Source organism: Mycolicibacterium moriokaense (genome assembly GCF_010726085.1).
In the GTDB taxonomy this organism is placed as follows: domain Bacteria; phylum Actinomycetota; class Actinomycetes; order Mycobacteriales; family Mycobacteriaceae; genus Mycobacterium; species Mycobacterium moriokaense.
On the sequence record NZ_AP022560.1, the window covers coordinates 2,987,121 to 3,011,119 of the forward strand.

The 23,999-nt window shown below is 65.2% G+C and carries 24 protein-coding genes and 1 tRNA gene; 18 read left to right on the plus strand and 7 right to left on the minus strand.

Annotated features, from left to right (window positions below):
• Positions 1 to 12: 12 nt before the first annotated feature.
• Both G6N43_RS14540 and aceE read right to left on the minus strand, forming a co-directional pair.
• The gene (locus G6N43_RS14540; protein WP_083157562.1) at positions 13 to 1,290 is read right to left on the minus strand and encodes a PucR family transcriptional regulator; all 1,278 of its coding nucleotides are present in this window, start codon (positions 1,288 to 1,290) and stop codon (positions 13 to 15) included.
• Between the two features lie 145 nt (positions 1,291 to 1,435).
• Positions 1,436 to 4,225 (minus strand): pyruvate dehydrogenase (acetyl-transferring), homodimeric type, encoded by a 2,790-nt coding sequence (gene aceE, locus G6N43_RS14545; protein ID WP_083157575.1) that lies wholly within the window; start codon positions 4,223 to 4,225, stop codon positions 1,436 to 1,438.
• 155 nt (positions 4,226 to 4,380) lie between these two features.
• Here aceE and G6N43_RS14550 point away from each other — a divergent pair, with 155 nt between their 5' ends.
• The 6 genes from G6N43_RS14550 to G6N43_RS14575 all read left to right on the plus strand — a co-directional run bounded on the left by G6N43_RS14550 (position 4,381) and on the right by G6N43_RS14575 (position 7,720).
• Positions 4,381 to 4,956: an Rv2240c family protein gene (locus tag G6N43_RS14550; protein ID WP_179968007.1), complete on the plus strand. Its 576-nt coding sequence runs from the start codon at positions 4,381 to 4,383 to the stop codon at positions 4,954 to 4,956.
• A 104-nt stretch (positions 4,957 to 5,060) separates the two neighbouring features.
• Positions 5,061 to 5,486, plus strand: coding sequence for a DUF3052 domain-containing protein (locus tag G6N43_RS14555; protein ID WP_083157561.1), 426 nt, complete (start codon positions 5,061 to 5,063; stop codon positions 5,484 to 5,486).
• A 4-nt stretch (positions 5,487 to 5,490) separates the two neighbouring features.
• On the plus strand, positions 5,491 to 5,955 hold the full coding sequence (locus G6N43_RS14560) for a peroxiredoxin (protein ID WP_083157560.1): 465 nt from the start codon (positions 5,491 to 5,493) through the stop codon (positions 5,953 to 5,955).
• Between the two features lie 45 nt (positions 5,956 to 6,000).
• Positions 6,001 to 6,072 (plus strand) — tRNA-Val (locus G6N43_RS14565).
• A gap of 30 nt (positions 6,073 to 6,102) precedes the next feature.
• Positions 6,103 to 6,411, plus strand: a complete 309-nt coding sequence (locus tag G6N43_RS31075) for a nucleotidyl cyclase domain-containing protein (protein ID WP_083157559.1) — start codon at positions 6,103 to 6,105, stop codon at positions 6,409 to 6,411.
• A 154-nt stretch (positions 6,412 to 6,565) separates the two neighbouring features.
• On the plus strand, positions 6,566 to 7,720 hold the full coding sequence (locus G6N43_RS14575; RefSeq protein ID WP_083157558.1) for a hypothetical protein: 1,155 nt from the start codon (positions 6,566 to 6,568) through the stop codon (positions 7,718 to 7,720).
• A gap of 42 nt (positions 7,721 to 7,762) precedes the next feature.
• Here the strand turns inward: G6N43_RS14575 and G6N43_RS14580 are convergent, their stop codons facing one another.
• Positions 7,763 to 8,146, minus strand: a complete 384-nt coding sequence (locus tag G6N43_RS14580; RefSeq protein WP_083157557.1) for an STAS domain-containing protein — start codon at positions 8,144 to 8,146, stop codon at positions 7,763 to 7,765.
• A gap of 318 nt (positions 8,147 to 8,464) precedes the next feature.
• On the opposite strand from G6N43_RS14580, the gene G6N43_RS14585 reads away from it, so the two are divergent.
• Positions 8,465 to 8,917, plus strand: coding sequence for a DUF1931 family protein (locus G6N43_RS14585; protein ID WP_083157556.1), 453 nt, complete (start codon positions 8,465 to 8,467; stop codon positions 8,915 to 8,917).
• Positions 8,918 to 9,092: 175 nt separating this feature from the next.
• On the opposite strand, the gene G6N43_RS14590 is transcribed toward G6N43_RS14585, so the two are convergent.
• Positions 9,093 to 10,775 carry a PucR family transcriptional regulator gene (locus tag G6N43_RS14590; RefSeq protein ID WP_083157555.1) on the minus strand — a complete coding sequence of 561 codons (1,683 nt, stop codon included), beginning with the start codon at positions 10,773 to 10,775 and terminating at the stop codon, positions 9,093 to 9,095.
• 376 nt (positions 10,776 to 11,151) lie between these two features.
• Between G6N43_RS14590 and G6N43_RS14595 the strand changes: the two genes are divergently transcribed.
• The 9 genes from G6N43_RS14595 to G6N43_RS14635 are packed head-to-tail and all read left to right on the plus strand — an operon-like array spanning position 11,152 to position 20,318.
• Positions 11,152 to 11,655: a general stress protein gene (locus tag G6N43_RS14595; protein ID WP_083157573.1), complete on the plus strand. Its 504-nt coding sequence runs from the start codon at positions 11,152 to 11,154 to the stop codon at positions 11,653 to 11,655.
• A gap of 3 nt (positions 11,656 to 11,658) precedes the next feature.
• Complete coding sequence (dnaK, locus tag G6N43_RS14600; RefSeq protein WP_083157554.1) at positions 11,659 to 13,542, plus strand: molecular chaperone DnaK; 1,884 nt, start codon at positions 11,659 to 11,661, stop codon at positions 13,540 to 13,542.
• Positions 13,543 to 13,548: 6 nt separating this feature from the next.
• Positions 13,549 to 14,070, plus strand: a complete 522-nt coding sequence (locus tag G6N43_RS14605) for a nucleotide exchange factor GrpE (protein WP_083157553.1) — start codon at positions 13,549 to 13,551, stop codon at positions 14,068 to 14,070.
• A 6-nt stretch (positions 14,071 to 14,076) separates the two neighbouring features.
• Complete coding sequence (locus G6N43_RS14610; protein ID WP_083157552.1) at positions 14,077 to 14,991, plus strand: DnaJ C-terminal domain-containing protein; 915 nt, start codon at positions 14,077 to 14,079, stop codon at positions 14,989 to 14,991.
• A complete protein-coding gene (locus G6N43_RS14615) occupies positions 14,988 to 15,305 on the plus strand; it encodes a chaperone modulator CbpM (RefSeq protein WP_083157551.1) in 318 nt (105 codons plus the stop codon). The genes G6N43_RS14610 and G6N43_RS14615 overlap by 4 nt, the downstream gene beginning before the upstream one ends.
• Positions 15,287 to 17,911, plus strand: coding sequence for an ATP-dependent chaperone ClpB (gene clpB / locus G6N43_RS14620; RefSeq protein ID WP_083157550.1), 2,625 nt, complete (start codon positions 15,287 to 15,289; stop codon positions 17,909 to 17,911). Before G6N43_RS14615 ends, clpB begins: the two co-directional genes overlap by 19 nt.
• Positions 17,912 to 17,924: 13 nt before the next feature.
• Positions 17,925 to 18,377 (plus strand): thioredoxin, encoded by a 453-nt coding sequence (gene trxA / locus G6N43_RS14625; protein WP_083157549.1) that lies wholly within the window; start codon positions 17,925 to 17,927, stop codon positions 18,375 to 18,377.
• Positions 18,374 to 18,637, plus strand: coding sequence for a UBP-type zinc finger domain-containing protein (locus G6N43_RS14630; RefSeq protein ID WP_083157548.1), 264 nt, complete (start codon positions 18,374 to 18,376; stop codon positions 18,635 to 18,637). The genes trxA and G6N43_RS14630 overlap by 4 nt, the downstream gene beginning before the upstream one ends.
• Positions 18,621 to 20,318 carry an FAD-dependent oxidoreductase gene (locus tag G6N43_RS14635; protein WP_234810322.1) on the plus strand — a complete coding sequence of 566 codons (1,698 nt, stop codon included), beginning with the start codon at positions 18,621 to 18,623 and terminating at the stop codon, positions 20,316 to 20,318. Before G6N43_RS14630 ends, G6N43_RS14635 begins: the two co-directional genes overlap by 17 nt.
• A gap of 72 nt (positions 20,319 to 20,390) precedes the next feature.
• On the opposite strand, the gene G6N43_RS14640 is transcribed toward G6N43_RS14635, so the two are convergent.
• From G6N43_RS14640 to G6N43_RS14650, 3 genes are read right to left on the minus strand one after another with little or no spacing between them, the layout of a single operon-like run.
• On the minus strand, positions 20,391 to 20,678 hold the full coding sequence (locus G6N43_RS14640; protein WP_083157546.1) for a hypothetical protein: 288 nt from the start codon (positions 20,676 to 20,678) through the stop codon (positions 20,391 to 20,393).
• Entirely contained in the window at positions 20,675 to 21,040 is a 366-nt protein-coding gene (locus G6N43_RS14645; protein ID WP_083157545.1) for a DUF488 domain-containing protein, read from the minus strand. Before G6N43_RS14645 ends, G6N43_RS14640 begins: the two co-directional genes overlap by 4 nt.
• Positions 21,041 to 21,095: 55 nt before the next feature.
• On the minus strand, positions 21,096 to 21,566 hold the full coding sequence (locus G6N43_RS14650) for a DoxX family protein (RefSeq protein ID WP_083157544.1): 471 nt from the start codon (positions 21,564 to 21,566) through the stop codon (positions 21,096 to 21,098).
• 90 nt (positions 21,567 to 21,656) lie between these two features.
• Between G6N43_RS14650 and G6N43_RS14655 the strand changes: the two genes are divergently transcribed.
• Together G6N43_RS14655 and G6N43_RS14660 are read left to right on the plus strand one after the other, a co-directional pair.
• Positions 21,657 to 22,340: a helix-turn-helix transcriptional regulator gene (locus tag G6N43_RS14655; RefSeq protein ID WP_083157543.1), complete on the plus strand. Its 684-nt coding sequence runs from the start codon at positions 21,657 to 21,659 to the stop codon at positions 22,338 to 22,340.
• A gap of 41 nt (positions 22,341 to 22,381) precedes the next feature.
• Positions 22,382 to 23,470: a DUF2855 family protein gene (locus tag G6N43_RS14660; RefSeq protein ID WP_234810321.1), complete on the plus strand. Its 1,089-nt coding sequence runs from the start codon at positions 22,382 to 22,384 to the stop codon at positions 23,468 to 23,470.
• Positions 23,471 to 23,999 lie beyond the last annotated feature (529 nt).

Here is a 23,999-nt window from a genome sequence, read left to right on the forward strand (position 1 = left end):
CATATTAACCGCTCATCCCGCCGCAGCGGGCGGTGAAGTGACGTCCGTCACCCCGCCTCCACCGGAATTTCGTGTGCTGGCTAGGTGCGTTTGGCGACCGAGTCGGCCCAGGCTGGCAGCGACGCGGAGGACGTAAGCATCGCGTGGAACCGTGGGATCGCGGCCCGTGAAGTCGGTGATGCGTTTAAGCCTGTACCGCACGGTATTTGGATGAACGAACAATTTGCGGGCGCACGCCTCGATCGCGCCGCCGGAGTCCAGGTAGGCGTCCAGCGTCTCGGTCAGGGCGGGTCCGGCGTCGTTGAGCGGCCGCATGACCTCGGTCTCCAGTGCGGCGATCGCGGTGTTGTCGCCGAGCAGCGCCCGCTCGGGCAGGAGCTCGCGCGCGGCCACCGGCCGCGGCGCACCCGGCCAGCCCGCGACGGCGTTCATACCCGCGATCGCCTCGGTGGCACTGCGGTGTGCGGCCGCCAAGGTGGTGGCGGTCGGGCCGATGACGACGGGTCCGTCGGCGAAGACCCTCATGAGGTCGGCGAGGAACCGGTCCGTCGCCGACAGTGCACCCGAGACGATGGCGACCAGCCAGGTGCCGTGGACGTCGGAAAGGGCCGCTCGGCCATGGCGGGCTGCGACGTCGTGGACGTCCTCGCCGGCGAGGTCGCTGCGGTCGGGCTGCGGCAGACCCACGACGACGGTGACCGGGGCGGTGGCGTCCCAGTTCAGTGCGGCGGCCTGCGACTGCAGTTCGGGTCCGGTGTTGCCGCGCACCACCGCGTCGATGACGTTGGCCTCCATCCGGGTGTCCCACGCGCCGCGCGCCTCGGCCTGGTCGGCGTAGGCGGTGGCGGCGGCGAACGCGAGATCTCTGCTGTAGCGCAGGATTCCGGCGGTCAGCGCGGTCAACTGCTCGTCGGAGCGGGCCAGCAGCGGCACCACCTCTTCGCAGTACTCCATGGTGACCCGCACCATCTCGACCGACTGGCGCAGCGCGATGCGGCGTCGCAGGTCCTGCGGTACGACCTCGAACGCCTGGGCGGTGTAGCTGACGTTGCTCTGCGGATCACGCATCCACTCGACGAAGTTGACCACTGCGGCCTGGACCACCAACTGGACGCTGGCCCGCTGCGAGGCCTCCAGGTCGGCGAAGAACGGCAGTCGCTGTTCCATGACGCGCACCGCTTCGGTGGCCAACCGGCCGGAGTACTGCTTGAGCCGACGGAGCACGGCGTCGGGGACTGTTTGCAGCACCTCGACGGTGGACTTCGGCGGAACGTACCGATTGTCGGTCATCCATAAAGGCTACGCGACAGTTCTAGAGGAAACCTCCAAGTCGACCGGCGGACTTCTGCGTTGACTCTGCGTCCAGGGCGCAAGACTGCGAGAACACAGCGCCCTGAGCGCAGAGTCAACGCAGCGGGGCTCGGCGGTGGAAGGGTCAGGCGACGCCGGGGTCCGACGTCTGCTCGGGCGCCGCCATCACGTCGTCGATCTGGTACTTGCGCGCCGCCTCGACGGCCACCGACTGGTCGATGTTGCCGTCGCGCGCGAGTCCCTCGAGCACGGCCACCGCGACCGACTCGGCGTCGGTGTTGTAGTACCGCCGCGCGGCGGGCCGGGTGTCGGAGAAGCCGAACCCGTCGGTGCCCAGCGTCACGTAGGTGCCGGGCACCCACGGCCGGATCTGCTCGGGCACCGCGCGCATCCAGTCGGACACCGCGATGACGGGTCCCGCCGCATCCTGCAGCGCCTTGGTGACGAACGGCGTTTCGGCGGGCCGCTCCGGATGGCGCAGCCGCTCCTTCTCGATCCGCACGCCGTCGCGATTCAGCTCGTTCCAACTGGTCACCGACCACACGTCGGCGGCGACGTCCCATTCGTCGGCTAGCAGGTGCGCGGCGCGCAGCGCTTCGGGCATCGCCACGCCGGACGCCAGGATCTGCGCGGTGTGCGACCGCTTGTCCGGTGCGGGCCGATACCGGTAGATGCCGCGCAGCAGCGCGTCGACGTCGAGGCCTTCCGGTTCGGGCGGCTGCACGTAGGGCTCGTTGTAGATGGTGATGTAGAAGAAGACGTTCTCCGGGTCCTCGCCGTACATCCGGGCCAGCCCGCTCTCCACGATGTAGGCGATCTCGTAGGCGAACGCCGGGTCGTAGGCCACCACAGCGGGATTCGACGAGGCCAGCAGCTGCGAATGCCCGTCGGCATGCTGCAGGCCCTCGCCGACCAGGGTGGTGCGCCCCGCGGTGGCGCCGAGCACGAAACCGCGGGCCATCTGGTCGGCGGCCGCCCAGAAGCCGTCACCGGTGCGCTGGAAGCCGAACATCGAATAGAAGATGTACAACGGGATCATCGGCTCGTTGTGGGTGGAATACGACGTGCCCACCGCGGTGAACGACGCCGTCGAACCGGCCTCGTTGATGCCCTCGTGCAGGATCTGGCCGACTTCACTTTCCTTGTACGCCAACATCAACTCGGCGTCGACAGCGGTGTAGAGCTGCCCGTTGCGGTTGTAGATCTTCAGGCTCGGGAACCACGAGTCCATGCCGAACGTGCGCGCCTCGTCGGGAATGATCGGCACGATTCGCTTGCCGATCTCCTTGTCGCGCAACAGTTCCTTGAAGGTCCGCACGGTCGCCATGGTGGTGGCGACCTCCTGATTGCCCGAGCCCTTCTTCAACGCCTTGTAGGTGTCGCGCGGCGGCAGCGGCAGCACCTTGGTGGTGGTGCGACGCTCCGGCAGGAAGCCGCCGAGCGCCCGTCGCCGCTCCAGCATGTAGCGAATCTCGGGCGCCTCGGGGCCGGGGTGGTAGTACGGCGGCAAGTATGGGTTTTCCTCCAGCTGCGCGTCGCTGATCGGAATGCGTTGTGCGTCGCGGAAGTACTTGAGATCAGCCAGCGCAAGCTTTTTCATCTGATGCGTGGCGTTGCGACCCTGGAAGTGCGCGCCCAGCGAATAACCCTTGATGGTCTTGGCCAGGATGACCGTCGGCTGACCCTTGTGGTCCATCGCCGCGCGGTAGGCGGCGTACACCTTGCGGTAGTCGTGGCCGCCGCGCTTGAGGTTCCAGATCTCGGCGTCCGACATCTTCTCGACCAGGGCCTTGGTGCGCGGGTCGCGGCCGAAGAAGTGGTCGCGCACGTAGGCGCCGTCGTTGGCCTTGTAGGTCTGGTAGTCGCCGTCGGGGGTGGAGTTCATCAGGTTCACCAGCGCACCGTCGCGGTCGGCGTGCAGCAGGGCGTCCCACTCGCGGCCCCACACCACCTTGATGACGTTCCAGCCGGCGCCGCGGAAGAACGACTCCAACTCCTGGATGATCTTGCCGTTGCCGCGTACCGGCCCGTCCAGGCGCTGCAGGTTGCAGTTGATGACGAACGTCAGGTTGTCCAGCCCCTCCAACGCCGCCACATGGGCCAAACCGCGGCTTTCCGGCTCGTCCATTTCGCCGTCGCCGAGGAACGCCCACACATGCTGGTCGGAGGTGTCCTTGATGCCGCGGTCGTGCAGATAGTGGTTGAACCGGGCCTGGTAGATCGCGTTCATTGGACCTAGGCCCATCGACACTGTCGGGAACTCCCAGAAGTTCGGCATCAGCCGCGGGTGCGGATATGACGGCAGTCCACCGCCGGGATGGCTGTGTTCCTGGCGGAACCCGTCGAGTTCATCGGCGGTCAGCCGGCCCTCGAGGAATGCGCGGGCATAGATGCCGGGCGACGCGTGGCCCTGGATGAAGACCTGGTCGCCGCCGCCGGGGTGCGACTTGCCGCGGAAGAAGTGGTTGAAACCGACCTCGTAGAGCGCGGCCGACGACGCGTATGTCGAAATATGGCCTCCGACACCGACTCCCGGGCGTTGCGCGCGGTGCACCATGATCGCGGCGTTCCACCGGATCCATGCCCGGTAGCGACGTTCGACGTCCTCGTCGCCGGGGAACCACGGCTCCAGTTCGGTCGGGATGGTGTTGACGTAATCGGTGGACGTCAGCGCCGGGATGGCGACTCGTTGCTCTCCAGCGCGTTCGAGCAGCCGAAGCAACAGATAGCGGGCCCTGGCCGGTCCGGACTGCTCAAGCAACTTGTCGAACGATTCCAGCCATTCGCTGGTCTCTTCGGTGTCGATGTCGGGCAGATACGAGGCGACACCTTCACGAATTACGCGAACCCGGTCGGGTTCGGCTGCACTGCCGGAGTTTTGGGCCAGGTCTTGGCGCGCGAACTCGGTGGTCAACTTCCGCTCCTTGTTAGGCGGGTACGAGCTGGGGTGGTCGACGCGGATGTTTTCCGCTTCTCCATCCTTCTCCAATCCTGCACCACGCGCACCGCTGGGGGTGGCGACTGGAATGAACCCGCGATTGCGGATGGAACCCGGTAACGTCTGCAGCCGTGGTGACCGGTTGGCTGTGTCCGAAGCGGCTGCGGGTCGCCGCACTCGTGGTGGGCAGTTCCGCCGTCACCGCGATGATCATCGTGGGCTGTAGCAACGTCGTGCAGGGCACTGCCGGGGTGGATGCCGCCGACGCTCCCGTCTACAAGGCGTCGGTGTCGGCGTCGATCGCGGAATCGGCCGCCAGCTCCAGTTCGCGCGAGTCGGAGCGGCAGAGTTCGCTCACGCAGGAGGCCGTCCATACCGCGTGTGAGTCGCTGAGCACCAGCAGTGTCGACGCGATCACCGCCGTGAATGCCTACGTCGACGCCTTCAACGAGAGTGCCGCCGACGCCGACTCCAAGACGGGACCGGCGATCGATGCGCTCAACCACAGCGCTGACCTGGTTGCCCGCAGTATCTCGGACCCGCTGACGCCCGAGCTGGAGGATGCGATGCACGCCTGGGTGGACGCCGCCAGGGGCCTGGCCGTGGCGATCGCGGGCAATTACGGGCCCGACGAATTCAACGCCGCGATCTCTCGACTCAACGACACGAAGACCACAGCGCTGAACCTCTGCGATGCGGCATATTGACTTAGATCGACGAACCTGGCCGCCAGTGAGTTGCTCGAGCGGCTGGTCGTGCGACGATAGGGCTGGACGCACAATGCGCCGAGCAGGCTGAAGGAGGACCGACCGTGGTCGCGGCGGACGACGCCCCGAACTACGCCCGAAGACTGGGCATCCAAAAAGATCAGGTTGTGCAGGAGTTGGGCTGGGACGAGGACACCGACGACGACATCCGGGCCGACATCGAAGAAGCGTGCGGCGGTGAGCTGCTCGACGAAGACGCCGATGAGGTGATCGACGTCGTTCTGCTGTGGTGGCGCGATGACGATGGCGACCTGGTGGACCGTCTGATGGACGCCATCACGCCGCTGGCCGACGACGGTGTCATCTGGGTGATCACCCCGAAGACGGGTAAGCCCGGACACGTCCAGCCCGCCGAAATCGCCGAGTCCGCGCCGACCGCGGGTCTGATGCAGACGTCGTCGGCCAATCTCGGCGACTGGATCGCGAGCCGGCTGGTGCAGCCCAAATCCAAAGCGGCAGGTAGGCGGTGACACGGTGATCGACGTCGGAACCGAGGCGCCGGACTTCACCCTGAAGGACCAGAATGGGCAGCCGGTCACGCTGAGCGACTTCCGGGGCAACAAGAACGTGTTGTTGGTGTTCTTCCCGCTGGCGTTTACCGGAATCTGTCAGGGCGAGCTCGACGAGATCCGGGATCACCTGCCGGACTACCAGAACGACGACACCGCGACGCTGGCGATCTCGGTGGGCCCGCCGCCGACCCACAAGGTCTGGGCCACCGAGAGCGGCTTCCTGTTCCCGGTGCTGTCGGACTTCTGGCCGCACGGCGCGGTGGCGCAGGCCTACGGCGTGTTCAACCACGAAACCGGCTTCGCCAACCGCGGGACCTTCGTAATCGACCGCTCCGGCGTCGTCCGCTTCGCCGAGATGAACCAGCCGGGGGAGGCGCGCGATCAGAAGCTGTGGACCGACGCGCTCGCGCAGCTCAAGTCCGACTGACGGATTTCGTGTCTCACGCCGCTGGCGTGTACTTTTCCCGTGCAAGGGCGCGTAGCTCAGTGGTAGAGCTCTGGTTTTACACACCAGCGGTCGGCGGTTCGATACCGTCCGCGCCCACTACTCGTCTCGCTGCTCCAAGATGTCGGTATGACTGGTCGGCAGGTCCGTTACGCACGTAACGGTTCGGTCCGACTTGCCTACCGCGAATTCGGCGACGGCGATACGACGCCGGTGTGGAACCCCGGCTGGTTCAGCAATGTCGATCTCGGTGACGAACCCGGCAGTCCGATCACCGCGCGCATCGGGGCTTTTGCCGGCGACGGCGAGGTCTTGGCCAGCCGCACAGTTCGCGATCTCTCCGCCGGGTCGGGTCTTGCGTTCGAAAGTCTTGGAGCGCAACGTTTTAAGGGCTTACCCGACGAGATGCACATCTACCGGCTCACAAGCCAACGCTGAGTGGCTCCCTGCGGAACGTCGGCGTATACGTCATAACGCGTCGCTCCTCCATTCGCGGTGTGTCGGTTGCCGCACTTAAGCCGACTTCTCCGTGAGGGCATTGGGTACCCGGCATAGCAGGCAGTTGGATCGCCCCAGCAACGGGAGGACGTCGATGAGCACCGATTCCGCCGCGCCGAGCGCGGTGACCAGCACCGCACGGCGACACAGCGCGATCGTCGGCCTCGTCATCGACGAGGAGGTGCCCCCCAAAATCGCCTCTGCCCTGGCGAAGGAACTACCGGCGTGGCTGCGCCAGCAAGTGTCCGACGACGTTGACTGGCGGGTGCAGGTGACCAAAGACCCGATCGGGCTCGACGAAAACGGCAGTATCCCGATGGTCGATCTCGCCCAGCGGTACCGATCGGCGAACCAATGGGACATTGTCGTCTTGGTAACCGAGCTGCCCATGAGGTTGGGAACCGTACCGCTCCTCGCGGACTACAACACCGATCACTGTGCGGCCCTGGTGTCGCTGCCCGCGCTTGGTGCGGTGCGCCGACGGCACCGGTTGTGCGGCCTCGTTGTGCAGTTGATCGCACACCTCGCGCAGCACAACGTCGGGCTCACTCTGCCCGCTGGCGGAATTGCAGCGGGCCACGACCTTGCCGGGCGGGTCGGCAGCTTCCTGATTCGTGGCCGGCGCATTCCCGCCCCAGCACCGGACGCCGACCAGCATCTGGCGATGGTCGGATTGCCCGGGCGCCTGCGAATGCTGGTCGGAATTGTGCGAGCCAATCGGCCGTGGCGCTTGGTTCCATCGCTGCAAGGTGCGACCGCTGCCGCCGCCGCGACGGCGGCCTTCGCTCTCTTCTACTCCGGCATCTGGCCGATGGCCGTCACGGTTCACCCATTGCGGCTCGCGTCGATCTCGGTCCTGGCGGTCATCGCCATGGTGCTGTGGTTCGTCTGCTACAACCGCCTGTGGGACAGGCCCTCCAGTCACGGACAGCGTGGTGAAGCCCTGCTCCACAACGTCTCCACGGTGCTCACCCTGACCATCGGCGTGATGGTGATGTACGTGGTGCTCTTCCTGATGACCATGCTGGCCGCCCTATCGGTAATCGACCTTGGGTACCTTCAGTCCCAGTTGAGGCGTCCCGCCGGCCTTGTCGACTACGCCCGAATAGTCTGGCTGGCCTGCTCGATGGGCATCATGGCCGGCGCCCTCGGATCGAGCTTTGACAGCGAAGAGGCTGTGCGTCGAGCAGCTTTCAGCCGACGCGAACGGCAACGACAAGCTCGACACCGCCCGCAAGACAACACCTGAGACGGCCGGACTGGCGCCGACACACCAGGGAACACCCCGATTTCATTTCGCGCTGTCTGCTGTGGATATCTCAAAGAGGTCCAACAGTCCGGCGTCGGCCAGCGCGGTCCCGGCAGGGTGGCCGTGCACCCCGACGAGACAGAGCGAAATGTCGGATTCGCCGGCCTGCGTCGCGGCCGACTTCAACGCATCGATCCCTTCGGCGCCGATACGGAGCACCCCGGAGAGATCGAGTACCAATTGCGCAGGCGATCGGTTTAATTCATCGGCCACTACCCGGCGCATCGTCGCGGTTGCTCCGCGGTGCAGTTCACCGCTGACAGAGATTACGCTCTTGTTCGTTGCGGAGCGCTTCACATCGACTGTGACGGAGCGGGTCTCTATTCGTTGCCCTTCCCGTCCTTCCCGTCCGTCCCTTTCATTCATTTGAACCCTCCGAGTCCGGATTCTTGTGTCTGCGGAATCCATTGACGGCAACTGGATTAACCCCCAACCCAGAATCTTATGGTGCTAATCGTCGAAACACGCGATCGGCGACGCACCGGCCTGGCATATCGAAAAACGCCGTCGATGGCAGGCACCCCAGGCGAGCGTATACGCGCCGCATGCGGTCGTATCGTCCTGTGAGGCCGAACCGGCTTGGCGGTATTGCGCCTGCGGGCCCGGTTCCGTGTCGAGGGCGACAGTGGAAACTCGAACAGTGGCTTGGTGGACCGGTCTCTATCCATGGAGCGGAGGTATCCAGTGACCCATCCGTCCGGTATTCCGGTGTTCGAAAGGTTCTTTCGGTCGGTCGCAGGCATCAAGATCGACAAGAACGACCTCCGTCGCTTCCGGGAGTTCGTCGACGAGCAGATCGATGACATCGCCATCGCGGGCCGCAACTCGGCCGAGTGGAACAGGCGTGATGTGATTGTGCCGCAGGATCTTCCGATCACCAAAGGCGTTCAGGAGCGGATGCGCGAGTTCGACAAGATGGAAGAGGCTGAGGAGATCCGTGAGCTGCTGCGTCAGGTAGTGCGACAGCCACCTTCTGACGTCTCCTTCGCTGAGGACACCGAGCGTCTGCTGCCAGAGTTGTTCGGCGGGTTGAGCATCGCGGTGGCCCGTTCCTTTCGGATAATCGACGCGGCCGTGTCCAACCCGTCGACTGAGCATTGGGATCGGGTGCTTGCGCTCTTCCGAATGGTGTTCTGATTTCAGGCGATTCCTGGCTGTGGTTACTGCCCACGCGACTGAAGTGCCGGGGCGGAAATGGTCTCGACAGTCCGAGGCGTCCGCCCGCAGCGCCGCGCCATTCTCGGTGACGACAACCGCTGATCGACCTAGAGGGCGACGGCTCGCCCTGACGCAAGATACGCCGGGCGGCCGGTCAACCAGCGGGGTTGAGGAACCGCCACGCACGTGTCGCGGCGTGGAGGTTGAACCGGGTATCGACGTCGCGGAGGTCGTAGCCGGTGAGTTCAGCAATGCGCGCCAACCGGTAGCGCAGCGTGCTGCGATGAATGTGTAGCGCGGCCGCCGATTCGTCATAGTTTCCGCCGCATTCGAGATACTCGCTGAGGGTCAGGACCATTTCGGATTTCTTGCTGCTGTCGTAGTCGAGTAGTGCGCCCAACCATTCGCGCACAAAGGGTTCGACGGCGCCGCCGTCGTGGGCGCCGTCGATGAGGCGGTAGAAACCCAGTTCGTCGAACGCCGCCGCGCCCCCAGGATTGGCGTAGCGCAGCTGGATGTTGAAAGCGCGACGCGCCTCGATGAAGGACTGCGGCAACTCATCGGGCACGTCGCATCGCGTGCCGATGCCGATCACGACGCTCGCGCGGTCGGGACCTTCCCCGATCGCGTGGTGCAACGCTCCGGGGTCTGGGCGGCCGTCGGTGAGAAGAACAACGAATCCCCCGTGCTGCCCTTGCAGGTAGTTCAGATGCAACGCGGTCGCGGCGCGCCCAGCGGCGGTGGCCAGCGTGCAATCTGCTCGACCGGCGGCATTCATCACCACGACGTAATGCGGGCGCCGCAAATCATGGCCCAGGGCATCGGCGCGAGCGTAGGCCCCGTCCCGATCGGTGCCCACCAACAGGTCGTCGACCAAGTCGCGTCGCAGATTGAGCTCGATCTCGGCGATACTTCGCTCGTGGGAAAGCTCCATCGCCAGCACGGTGGTGCCATAGCGCAGGGCGAACAGGCTGTCTTCGGACACCGTGTTATCGGGATCATGTAACGCAAGGACACCGAGGATCTCGGCCCGCGGCTGGACAAGTGCGAGCATCCGGCCGCCGATCCGCGCCGGACCGTTCCGTGCCGCCAGCTCGTGCAGCAACAGCTCGCGCTCGTCACTTGTCTGCTTTGGGTAGGGGTGTGGTCTCCCAGATCCAGCCCAGCAGCGCAGGTTGCCGAACCTGTCTTCGACCCCCACCGGAAGTGCAGTCAAGTCATACAACGCATCCGCGACGCCCTGCGCGCCCCGTCCCGCCGCCACCGCAGCGCCCAGCACCTCGTGGATGTTCGATTGCCGTTGCAACCGCGAAACCGTACTGGCGAGTGCCTGATTCGTTTCGTGTAGATCGGTGGTCACCTGTGCCGTCTGCTCAGCTACACCGATGTCGCGCTCCTGTACTGCGACGTATGCCAAGGCGGTACCCGCTTGCTGCGCAAGGATCTTCAGCAACAGGACTTGAAACTCTGGCGGCGCATCGGCGGCACTGACCACCAGGCAACCCTGAACGATGCTCTGGTGATTCATCGGTATTGCCCATCCCCACTGTCCGCGTCCAACATCGATCTGCCCGCCGGAGCCGAACTCGCGAAGCTGTCGGTCGATTTCGGGATATTCGGGCTGGGAGCGTGGAAAGCGAACGAACTCACCGTCCAACGACCGGTAACTGGCCTCCACCTGACAGGTTGAGAGGTTGCCAACGGCGACCGTTGCGACCTGGAAGATCCCGTCAGTGTCGTAATCACCGAAGTCGACGCGCGAGAGCGCCGCCAATTGCGCTGGGGCCAGTCCGACCTGCCGGCTTCGCCCTGGCGGGCCTAGCGGTTTCCCGCTCACGTTGAACCGGCCACGCTGACCGACCCCCGTCTCTGGCCTTGTCGCGCGGAGTGTGGTGATGCGCTACAAGCGACCCTATACCCGACATTGGCGATCCGAACCCTCTTCTTCGCTCCGGATCGTCAGCCCCGCCCTGATAACGACGGCCGATTCGCATCGTGGTGCTGCCAGGACGAATTGCAGCCAAACATTTCGGCTGTCCGGGCGCACGCAACCGTCGCTGCGGATCGCCAGACTGCTTGGTCTGGGAGCTAATTACGACGCGCGGTTCGCGCATGCGCTACCGCTAGCCGTTGTCGGCGTTCCGTGGAGCACCTCTGCAACCAAGGAGAAACCGTGGCTTTGACGCACCTGGTTGGCAGGCATAGGGGGAATGATGGCTGATCATTCGACGGTGGCGACAGGGGCGGTCCGGCCCAATGAGCCGGCTCGTCAGGTGATCGCAACCTTCCACAACTACGCCGACGCCGAACGCGCGGTCGACTACTTGTCCGACGAAGGGTTCGAGGTAAGCCGGGTGGCCATCGTGGGCCGCGACCTCGAGTACGTGGAGCAGGTCCTAGGCCGGCTGAATTACGGTGGCGCAGCGCTGCGTGGTGCCGGCTCCGGCGCCGCGGTCGGTGTGTTGATCGGCTGGATCTTCGGACTGTTCAACTGGATTGACCCAATGATATCGGGGTTTGTGTTGGCCGGTTATGGCCTGCTTATCGGTGCGCTCACGGGTGCCCTGGTCGGCCTGCTAGTGCACGCGATGCAATTCGGCCGCCGCGATTTCCACTCCGTCAGCGGGTTGCTGCCCAGGTACTACGACGTCGTGGCTGACGTCGAAGTAGCCGACCGGGCGCTGCAAATCCTCACCAGTTCCAACCGAAGGGAATAGACGATGGCAACAGCGGTAGGCATCGATCTCGGCACAACCAACTCGGTGATCGCCGCCTGGCAGGGCGGGGAACCCATCGTGATCGCCAACGCCGAAGGAGCGCGCACTACGCCCTCGGTGGTGGCATTTACCGAAAGCGGCGAGCGCTTGGTGGGACAACTCGCCAGACGTCAGTCGATCATGAACCCAAAGGGCACCATCTACTCGGCAAAGCGATTCATCGGCCGCCGCTTCGACGAGATATCGGAAGAAGCCAAGGCGGTCAGCTTCGATGTTGTCGAGGGCGACGGCGGCGCCGCCCGGTTCGAAGTCCGCGGCAAGAAGTACTCGCCCGAAGAGATCAGCGCGCAGGTGCTGCGCAAACTCGCCGACGACGCCAGCAAGTTCCTTGGTGAGCGGGTCAAGGAAGCGGTGATCACCGTACCGGCCTATTTCAACGATGCCCAACGTAACGCCACCAAGGATGCCGGCCGGATCGCCGGCCTCGATGTGTTGCGCATCATCAATGAGCCCACCGCCGCGGCACTCGCCTACGGCCTCGACAAGAAGGGCCACGAGACCGTGCTGGTCTTTGACCTGGGCGGCGGCACGTTCGACGTCAGCCTGCTCGACGTCGGCGACGGGGTGGTGGAGGTCCGAGCCACGGCCGGTGATTCCCATCTGGGTGGCGACGACTTCGACCGCCGGCTCGTGGACTATCTCGCAGATGACTTTCAGCGCGAGAACAACATCGATCTGCGCAAAGATCCGCAGGCGCTGCAGCGGCTGTTCGAGGCAGCCGAGAAGGCGAAGGTCGAACTGTCATCGGTGACGCAGACGCAGGTCAACCTGCCGTTTGTCACCGCCGACGCCAACGGCCCCAAACACCTCACCATGACCATCAATCGGTCGAAGTTCGACGAACTCACGCACGATCTCGTCGAGCGCTGCATGGGTCCTGTCAAGCAGGCGATGGACGACGCCAAAGTGACGGCTAACGATATCGACGAGGTCATCCTGGTCGGCGGGTCGACCCGAATTCCCGCAGTGCAGGCCCTGGTGCGCCGGCTCACCGGTGGCAAGGACCCCAACATGAGCGTGAACCCCGACGAGGTCGTCGCGCTCGGTGCCGCCATCCAGGCCGGTGTGCTCAAGGGCGAGGTGTCCGATGTCCTGCTGCTCGACGTCACGCCGTTGTCGCTGGGTGTTGAAACCGCCGGCGGCGTGATGACCAAGATCATCGAGCGCAACACCACCATCCCGGCCCGGCGCAGCGAGGTGTTCACTACCGCGGCGGACAACCAGCCGGCCGTGGATATCGTTGTGTTGCAAGGCGAACGAGAGATGGCCAAAGATAATCGCGTACTCGGCAGGTTCAAGTTGGAGAACATCCGACCGGCGCCGCGCGGTGAACCACAGGTTGAGGTCACCTTCGACATCGACGCCAACGGAATCCTGCATGTCACTGCGCGCGACAAGGACACCGGCGCCGAGCAGGGCATCACCATCAGCGAACAGTCGAACCTCGACAAGAGCGAGGTCGAGCGGATGCTCGCTGAGGCCGAGGCGCACCGCCGCGAGGATGAGCAGCTGCGTAAGCAGGTCGATGCACGCAATGAACTCGATTCGGTGGCTTACCAAGTCGAGCGCCGGCTAAAAGAGCTGGGCGACTCTGCGGCGCCGCACGACCGGGCCCGCGCCGAGATGCTCGTGGCCGACGCGCGCCAAGCCATCAAGGACGACGCACCGATGGACCGCGTGCAGTCGCTGACGTCCGAGCTGCAACAAGTGTTGTACGGACTACAACCCATGCCGACCGGCGGCGGCAACGGGCAATCGGCCGGAGACGGCCAGGGCTCTGCTGTCGGCGACGACGACGTGGTCGACGCCGAGTTCGACCGGAGCTGAGCCGCAATGGTCAGCCCAGATCATTCCGAAACCGAACAGGGAAATGGGCGGCTAGCTCAAAACCCGCCAGAAACGGATGCGCCCCAACCTGATACGGACAAGGAACTGGCCAGGCTCGAGGACCGCTGGCGGCGCGCCGCCGCCGATCTGGACAATTTGCGCAAGCGGTACGCCCGCGAACTGGACCGCGAACGGATGACAGAACGATCCCGAGTGGCCGGCGCGTGGCTGCCCGTCGTGGACAACCTGGAGCGGGCGATCAGTCATGCCGACGACCAGTCCGATGCGGTCGTCGAGGGTGTCCGCAACATTCTCGAACAAGCGTTACAGGTTCTCGAGCAGCTCGGCTATCCGCGCCATGGGGAGGCAGGGGTCCCCTTCGACCCGGAGCGGCACGAGGTGGTCGGCGTCGTGGACCAGCCGGACAGCCCGCCCGGCACGGTCGTCGAAGTGCTTCGACCGGGCTACGGCGACGGGTCACGGCAGCTGCGGCCGGCGGCCGTCGTGGTCAGTCGACGCGGGGGGTGACGCTTCGTGGCCCGCGACTACTACGAAGTGCTCGGGGTGTCGCGGGACGCCACCGCCGATCAGCTCCAGCAGGCGTTTCGCACACTGGCCCGCAAGTATCACCCCGACGTCAACAAGGATCCAGGGGCCGAAGAGCGGTTCAAGGAGATCAACGAGGCCTATCACGTGCTGTCGGACCCCGAGACCCGTAAACGCTACGACCGGTTCGGCGAAGACTTCCGGAGGGTTCCCGAGGACTGGGATGAGCGGGTAGGCGCTGGTGCGGGTGGCTTCCGGGGCGGAGGGCCGTCCGGCGCGCGGGTGCGCTACGGCCAGGGCTTCGGCGGTGCCGGCGGCATCAACATCGAGGATCTTTTCGGCGACATGTTCGGCGGCAGTGGCGGATTCGGGCCGATTCCGGGCGCCGACCAGGAAGCGGTGCTGGAGCTGACCGTCGAGGAGGCCTACCGGGGCGGCAAACGGCAGCTCTCCCTGGACGGCCGCAACTATTCGGTCAACATCCCCGCCGGTGTCATCGATGGTCAACGGATCCGGCTGGCCGGAGAAGGCGGCCGGGGCAGCCGCGATGGGCCGGCCGGGGACCTCTACCTTGTGGTGCGCATCAAGCCCCATCCCCGCTTCCGGCTCGACGGCCGCAATGTCATCGTCGATCTGCCGGTGTCGCCGTGGGAGGCGGTGCTGGGCACCACCGTCGCTGTTCGGACTCCCGGCGGTGAAGCCAAAGTCAAGGTCCCGCAGGGGTCTTCGACCGGGCGGCGGCTGCGGCTGCGCGGTGAAGGCATGCCGAACCCGCGTGGCGCGGCAGGCGACCTCTACGCCGAAATCAAGGTGATGGTGCCGTCCAAACCCACCGCACGCGAACGCGAGTTGTTCCAGCAACTGGCTGCCGAATCCACGTTCGATCCCAGGAGGGGACGATGACCGCCCCGCGGTATGTGCTCGCGCGTCGACCCGAGATGCAGCTCGACGTATTCGCCAGACGCTGCGGGCTGCATCCCGACATGGTGCGCCGGCTGGTCGCACTTGGTCTGCTCGCGTGCAGCCGGGATGCCGGCGGGCAGCCGATGTTTGAACCGTCTGCACTTGCCACCGTGGCCCGCATCCAGCGGCTGCGAAGAGGTTTGGGATTGAACTACGCGGCGATCGGGCTGGTGCTCGATCTGCTGGACCGCATCGACGAACTGGAATCAGCGTCTCGCCGAAGGAGGACATCGCTGTGGACATCAACAAGCTGACGCAGAAGTCACAGGAGGCGTTGGCCGACGCTCAGAGCATCGCGACCCGGATGGGTCACACCGAGGTCGACGGCGAACACCTGTTGGTGGCGCTGATCGACCAGCCCGAGGGGCTGGTGCCGCGGCTGCTGGACCAGACGGGCGCCGACACTGCGGCGCTGCGCGCGGACCTGGAGCGCGAGTTGGACCGGCGCCCGAAGGTGAGCGGCCCGGGCGCCACGCCGGGCCAGGTCTCTGTCACCAGGCGCCTGGCGAACCTGCTGGAGGCAGCGGAGCGGGAAGCCAAGCGGCTCAAGGACGAATACGTGTCGGTGGAGCACCTTGTCGTCGCACTCGCCGACGAGGGTTCGGCGAGTGCTGCTGGACGGATTCTCGCCTCTCACAACGTGACTCGGGATGCGTTCCTGACGGCGTTGACCAAGGTGCGCGGCAACCAGCGGGTCACCTCCGCGACCCCGGAGGGCGCCTACGAAGCGCTGCAGAAGTACGGTCGGGACCTGGTCGCCGAAGGCCGCGCAGGCAAGCTGGACCCGGTGATCGGACGTGACGCCGAGATCCGCAGGGTGATCCAGATCCTCAGCCGCAAGAGCAAGAACAACCCAGTGCTCATTGGCGACCCCGGCGTCGGCAAGACCGCGATCGTCGAAGGGCTCGCCCAGCGCATCGTGCGCGGCGACGTCCCAGAAGGCCTGCGCGACAAGACAATATTTTCCCTGGACATGGGCTCACTAGTGGCCGGGGCCAAGTACCGTGGCGAATTCGAGGAACGCCTGCAAGCGGTACTGGCAGAGGTGAAGGCCGGCGAGGGCCAGATTCTGCTGTTTGTCGACGAGTTGCATACCGTGGTCGGCGCCGGGGCGACCGAGGGGTCCCTGGACGCGGGAAACATGCTCAAGCCGATGCTCGCCCGCGGTGAACTGCACATGATCGGTGCCACCACCCTCGACGAATACCGTAAGCACATTGAAAAAGACGCTGCGTTGGAGCGACGGTTCCAGACGGTGTTGGTCAATGAACCGGACGTCGAGGACACCATTTCGATCCTGCGCGGCCTGCGTGAACGCCTTGAGGTGTTCCACGGGGTGAAGATCCAGGATGCCGCGCTGGTGGCTGCGGCGACCCTGTCGCACCGCTACATCACCGACCGCTTCCTGCCCGACAAGGCGATCGATCTGGTGGATGAGGCTTGTGCGCGGCTTCGCACCGAAATCGACTCAATGCCAGCGGAGTTGGATGAGGTCACTCGTCGAGTCACACGCCTCGAGATCGAGGAGGCGGCGTTGGCCAAGGAGACCGACGCGGCGAGCAAGGCCCGTTTGGAGGAACTACGCAAAGAATTGGCCGATCTGCGAGCCGAGGCCGATTCCCGGCACGCACAATGGGATGCCGAGCGGCAGGCGATCCGGCGGGTACAGGAACTGCGCGGACAACTCGAGCAGCTACGGCACGAGGCCGAAGAGGCCGAACGCAACTACGACCTCAACCGCGCAGCCGAGTTGCGCTACGGTCAGATAACCGAACTGGAACGCAAGCTGCAAGCGGCCGAGGAACAGCTGAGGTCAAAGCAGGGCGACAAACCGCTGCTGCGTGAAGTCGTCACCGAAAACGAGATAGCCGAAATCGTGGCCGCGTGGACCGGCATACCGGTCGCGCGATTGCAGGAGGGCGAACGGGAAAAGCTGCTGCGGCTCGACGAAATACTGCATCAGCGCGTGATCGGTCAGGATGAGGCGGTCCAACTGGTCGCCGATGCAGTGATTCGGGCCCGATCCGGAATTCGGGATCCGCGTCGCCCGATCGGCTCCTTCATCTTCCTCGGACCCACCGGGGTGGGTAAGACCGAACTCGCCAAGACACTGGCCGCGGCGTTGTTCGACAGCGAGGACAACATGGTCCGGCTCGACATGAGCGAGTATCAGGAGCGGCACACGGTGAGCCGGTTAGTCGGTGCGCCACCGGGATACGTCGGCTACGAGGAGGGCGGTCAGCTCACCGAAGCTGTGCGTCGCAAGCCCTACTCGGTGGTGCTGCTTGACGAGATCGAAAAGGCGCACGCTGATGTGTTCAACACCCTGCTGCAGGTGCTCGACGACGGCCGACTCACCGATGCACAGGGACGTCAGGTCGACTTCCGCAATACGGTCGTCATCATGACCTCCAACATCGGATCGCACTACCTGCTCGACGGTGTCAGCGCGGACGGCGAAATCAAGCCCGACGCGCGTGACCGGGTGATGGCCGAGCTGCGCGGACATTTCCGGCCCGAATTCCTCAACCGCGTCGACGACATCGTGTTGTTCACCCCGCTGTCGATGCCGCAACTCGAACGGATCGTCGAGCTGCAGCTGGCCGAGCTGCAGCATCGGTTGGCGGAACGGCAAATCGAGCTCGACATCACTCCGGACGCTCGCCGGATGATCGCCGAACACGGCTACGATCCGGTGTACGGCGCACGGCCGCTGCGCCGCTACATAGCCCATGAGGTGGAGACGAAGATCGGCCGGGCGTTGTTACGCGGCGACGTCGCAGGGGGCGGCAAGATCCGTATCACGGTGGACAACGGCGAACTCGCCGTGGGCTATTCGGAACCGGCGCTGGCGGCCTGACGGAGGACACCACGTGGAAACAAACATCCTGAGATGTCCGCACTGCGGAAAACGCAACCGGGTAGCAGCGGCGGGGACGGGCAAGCCGCGGTGCGCCAATTGTCACCAATGGCTGCCCTGGATCGCTGTGGCCGGCGACGGGGACTTCGCTGATGTTGCCGAAAAGTCCTCGGTTCCAGTACTTGTCGATCTGTGGGCGACCTGGTGCGGACCGTGCCGGATGGTCAGCCCGGCGCTCGAACAGCTTGCGACCGAACGCGCGGGACAACTCAAATTGGTCAAGGTTGACGTGGACAAGGCACCGGTGATCTCGCAGCGGTTCGGGGTCCAAGCGGTGCCGACTCTGCTGCTTCTGGACCGGGGGCAAGTACTTGGACGCCAGGCAGGCGCTGCTCCCGTTGCGGCGCTACGCAAATGGCTCGATCAGACGCTGTCGGCCGACAGCGCGAAGGAGGCACGGTCATGACGCCGACGATGATCGACCCGGATGTGGCGGCGATCCGCAACGTGAGCCCACGTGCGGACGGTTGCGAGGAATGCCTGCGGCTCGGCACACCGTGGGTGCACCTGCGGCTGTGCCTGACATGCGGGCACGTCGGCTGCTGTGACTCGTCACCTATGCGGCATGCGCGGGCCCACGCGCACACCGTGGGTCACCCGATCGTGCAGTCTTTGGAGCCGGGGGAGATGTGGCGGTGGTGCTACGTCCATGAGAACTATGTTTGAGGTCGCCCCCGACCAGCGCGCACCGACTCCGCTGCCGGAAACCCCCGATTTTCACGGTGCGTATCCGCGACTGTCCGACGAACAGGTTGCGGTTCTCGAGGCCGGCGGTGCCCGGCGCGCCGTCAACAGGGGCGAAACGCTTGTCCGCGAAGGTGAGCGCTCCGACTACTTCTTCGTCGTTCTGTCCGGCAAGATCGCCGTCACCACTACCGATGATGAAGGCAACCGACATGTGATCCGGGTTCATGGCCCAGGGCGGTTCCTCGGAGAGCTCGGCGATCTGGAAGGCCAAGCCGCTTTCTACACCGCCGAAGTGGTCGAACCCGGGGAAGTTCTCGTGATACCGGCTGAACGGGTACGGGCACTGGTTGGCCACGATCCGGTGCTGAGTGACCTCATTCTGCGCGCGTACCTGGTTCGCCGCTCGCTGCTGATCCAGGATGGCACCGGGTTTCGGATCATCGGCTCCTGTTATGACCGCGATACCGCGCGGCTGCGAGAGTTCGCGGCGCGAAACCGGTTACCGCACAGATGGATCGATTTGGAACGTGACAAGCACGCCGAGCGGCTGTTGCAGCGGTTCGGAGTATCGCCCCAAGACACTCCGGTGGTGGTCTGGGGCAGTGAAGTGCTGCGCAACCCGACCAACACCGAGCTCGCCCGCCGCGTCGGGCTGCCGGTTCCTGACACAGTGCCCGACGAATCCGACGTCGTCGTGGTGGGCGCGGGCCCGGCCGGGCTGGGTGCCGCGGTGTATGGCTCCTCCGACGGCCTGACCACCGCGACCATGGAGCGGATCGCAACCGGCGGGCAGGCCGGGACGTCATCGAGAATCGAGAACTACCTCGGATTTCCAGGCGGAATCTCGGGTGCCGACCTAACCGAACGGGCCGTCCTGCAGGCCGGCAAGTTCGGCGCGCGGATCATCGTCTCGGCGGAGGTGACCCGGCTGGAATCCGACAGTGGACACCATCTGCTCCGACTCGCCGATCAAGCGCCGGTGATCGCGCGTGCCGTCGTGGTTGCCACGGGCGCGCGGTACCGCAAGCTCGCCGTACCTGGAATCGAATCGTACGAGGGCAACGGCGTGTATTACGCGGCCACCTTCCAAGAGGCGTTGATGTGCGGCACAGGGCCCGTTGTGATCGTTGGGGGCGGTAACTCGGCGGGGCAGGCGGCGGTCTTCCTCGCCGCGCGGGTTTCTCGGGTCTACTTGCTGATCCGCGGCGATGACCTGAACAAAAGCATGTCCCGATACCTCGTCGACCAGATCCACCAGCACCCCCGCGTGACCGTGCTTCCTTCTACCGAGATCCGGGAGGTGCACGGAGACGGTCTGCTGACGGCGCTGGTGGCCGAGGACAAAAGGACCGGCGAACATCACCTGATCGAGACCCGCGCTCTGTTCGTTTTCATCGGCGCGGATCCCAACACCTCGTGGCTAGTCGGCGCTGTCGAGCTCGATGACCACGGCTTTGTGCCCACCGGCCAGGCTGCCCTCTACTCGGACACCCACGGCAATCAGAGGCGGGCCCAACGCCAGCCGATGACCTTGGAAACCAGCCGGCCCGGTGTGTTCGCCGCCGGTGACGTCCGTCGGGGCTCGGTCAAACGGGTGGCCGCCGCAGTTGGCGAGGGATCGATGGCGATCCGCGAAATCCACGAATACTTCGGAACCTGATCACCGGCGTTCGCCGCGGTCGATGAGCATGCCGGCCGTTTAGCGGTTTCCTTGGTGGCCGTCCGAGAAGTTTCATTGGCTCGATGGAGGCGTCAACTGCCGGTGCAGATCCTCGACGTAGCTGTCGTAGGCCGCGGCAACCTCATCGAGGTTGACCTGCTCGGGTAGGTCGAACGGGAGTTGGCGCGCGACGAGGTAGGTCGCGGTCGCTTCCACGACTCGCAGCTCATCGTCGGCGATCTGGGCGACGACTGCCGGGTCGGCGAACACGCGCACCACCACGCTGTCCTCGTCCTGTTCGAACCGGACAAGATATTCGTGATCACCGAGCGCCTCAACGGTCGGGCGTTGATCGCTCATGACGCTCCGATGAGCTCGGCTAGCACGGCCGCCTCACTGAGGTCGGCACTTTTGGTGGCGGTCAGCAGCGTCAGCGGTTGCTTCTTCGCCAGGTCGCGCAGATGCGCGAGCGCGGCGGCCCGCGTGGCATCGCCGAGTTCGTCGCGGTAGCGGCGCGTGAACTCGTCGAACAGCGAGGGATCGTGGCCGTACCACTTGCGCAGTTCAGTCGATGGCGCGACGTCCTTGCACCATTCGTCGAGGTGCGCGCGGGCCTTGCTCATACCGCGGGGCCAGATGCGATCGACGAGGACCCGCGTGCCATCCTCCGGCTGCACCGGGTCATAGATCCGCCGTACCTGGACGTTGGGTCGTCGGCTCATGACGTCTCCCAGGCTAGTCGCACCCGGTGGCCGGAGGGTAACAGCGCGGGATCGGTTACGCGCCAGTCGAATCGGTAGCCGAATGCCGATGCGGGGCTGGGTCGTAGACCGACGCGAGGGCGCCCAACGTCAGCGCGCCGAGCAGCAGGCCGAAGTCGCGCAGGGCCACGTCGTAGAAACCGGGATAGGTCAGCAGGTTGATGATGATGCCGGCCAGCCAGGCGGCGACCACGTATGCGGCGTACCGCGGCTTGATGGCGACGGCGACGCCGGCAAGGATCTCTATTACCCCGATAATGAGCATGATCTGATGTGCGCCGATCGGACTCGCATCGACGATCCACGGCGCGAGATAAGACTCCCAGTTGACGAGCTTGTTGGTGAACTTGTCGAGGCCCATCACGATCGGCAACACGGTGAATCCGACGCGCAGTGTCAGGAACGCCGCGTACGCCGGGTCCGACCGGGCGCGCTGCAGTAGCTCAGAGGAGCCATGAGCTGAGTGGGGTAGCGCTGAGGCGGTCATATCAACTCCTTTGTAAAACCAATCAGAACTAGTTTTAGATTCGGCCGCTCTATCGCATTTGTCAATAGTTTTTGGTGTTAGAGTTAATGGATGTCCATCCAGCCCCGTGACCTGGCCGCACTGAACGGCCTGAGCCACCTGGATGACCCGTTGCGGCGGCAGTTGTACGAATACGTCGTCCAGCACGACGGGCCGGTTTCGCGTGAACAGGCCGCGGTCGCCGCGTCGATCGGACGCACGCTGGCGGCCTACCACCTCGACAAGTTGGCGGAGGCCGGCCTGCTGACGGTCAGCTATCAACGACCAGCCGGGCGTGGCGGGCCGGGGGCCGGACGCCCCGCCAAGCTGTACGCCCGGGCCGTCGACGAGATCACCGTCAGCGTGCCGCCCCGCGACTACCAACTACTGGCATCCCTTCTCGTCGCATCCGTCGAACAGGACGACAGCGGAGCGGTCCAGCAGGCGATGAACAACGCTGCGCACGAGTCGGGTCGAAGAGCCGGCGTCGAAGCCGACGGAAAGGTGGTGGACGCACTGCTCGCTCGCGGCTATCTGCCCCGTGTCGACGACGGCAGGATCACCCTGCGTAACTGCCCGTTCCATCTGGTTGCCCAGGATCACCGCGACGTGGTGTGCGGGCTGAATCTGCGGCTCGTCGAGGGCGTGATCGAGGGATGTGGTCATCGGCAGGCGCGCGCGGAACTCGATCCGGATCCCGACCGGTGCTGTGTGGTGGTGCACGACGCCGAGGCGTCTTCCCGTATGCGTGACTGACGACGGCAATGGCGACCCCGCGTTTGTGCGAGGCTGACCGCGTGGACCTCGAACTGAACCGTAAGGATCTGCACGACACCCGCATCGTCCATGCCGACCCGCCCTCGCTGGCCGATGGCGAGGCGCTGCTCCGCGTCGAATCGTTCGGCCTGACCGCGAACAACATCACCTACGCCGTCTTCGGCGATGCGATGAACTACTGGGCGTTCTTCCCGGCTTCGGACCCGGACTGGGGAAAGCTGAACGTCTGGGGTTACGCCCACGTCGAGGAGACGCGGAATTCCGGTCTGCGCCAGGGCATGCGGGTCTACGGCTACCTGCCGTGCGCCAGCCACCTGGTCGTCACCCCGTCCCGTATCGACACCAAGGGTTTCTTCGACGCGGCGCCGCACCGCGCCAACCTGCCGTCGGCCTATCAGGGGTACCGCGACGTCGAGACCGACCCCGTCTACTCAGCCGACCGCGAGGCTGAACACATCCTGTTCTTCCCGCTGTTCTTCACGTCGTTCCTCATCGACGACTTCCTCGCCGACGAGAACTTCTTCGGGACAGACACCGTCGTCATCTCCAGCGCCTCGTCGAAGACGGCCATCATCGCGGCGTACCTGCTTGCCAAGCGCGACGGCGTCAACGTCGTGGGCCTCACCTCGAACGGCAACCGCGCGTTCGTCGAAAGCCTGAACATCTACGACGATGTGCACCTGTATGACGCGGTCGCCGAGCTGCCCGGCGATCGCGCGGTGTACGTCGACATCTCGGGCGACGGCGCGGTGCGCACCGATGTCCACTCCCGCTACGGCGACCGCCTGGCCCACAGCGCCACCGTCGGCGCGACGCACTGGACCCAAATGGCCCCGGGGCCAAGCGCGGCAAGGACTGGGGAACCGCCGAGCTCGACCGGAAAGTCGCGCAGGCGTGGGAGCCGTTCGCGAAATGGCCCGCCGGATGGCTGCGCGTCCAGCGGATTTCGACCGAGGACGAAATCCAGCGGGCCTACCTCGAGCTGCTCGACGCCGAGGTGGACCCGGCGTCGGGCATCGTCGTCACGCTCAGCTAGGTGGCGTGTACCTTCGCCTGATACGACGACTGTGCGCGGCAGCCCACGCGCCGCAACAGTATTCGGGGCATAACCGGCACGGACGCGATGAACCGCTCCTGTTCGGCAGGCGTTGATTCGGCGAGCACGAAGCCCGCGAAGGACAGTGCGAACTGAAGATTGGCCGGGCTTGACATCCGCCCCACCGCGGTCGATGAACGCCTTCAATTTCTTCGGGTGTGATCCACTGCGCGACAACCGGCACGATCGACAGCGCGTGGTTGCTGAGATGGGCGGCCAGCGTGGCCGACAGCTGGTACGGGCGCAAAGCCGCGCGTTCAGAGCCGGGGCCGCCGGCCCCGTCCTCAGCGGCGTAGGCCGACCACAACGTCAGCTTGAGAGCGTTTCCATGCATATATGCGCGCGACGGCGCTCTCAACGTGACATTGCGACAGAACCGGCGTGGTGGTGCAGCACATCGATCAGGTTTGCGAGATTGGCGCGTGTGGTGTCGTCGGCGTCTACCGTGCGGATCTACCCAGGCAACGCGGCGAACTGCGTCCGAAAGACATGGTGGATAAGCATCATCTGGAACGGATCGCACCCCATCCCCCGATAGTGGG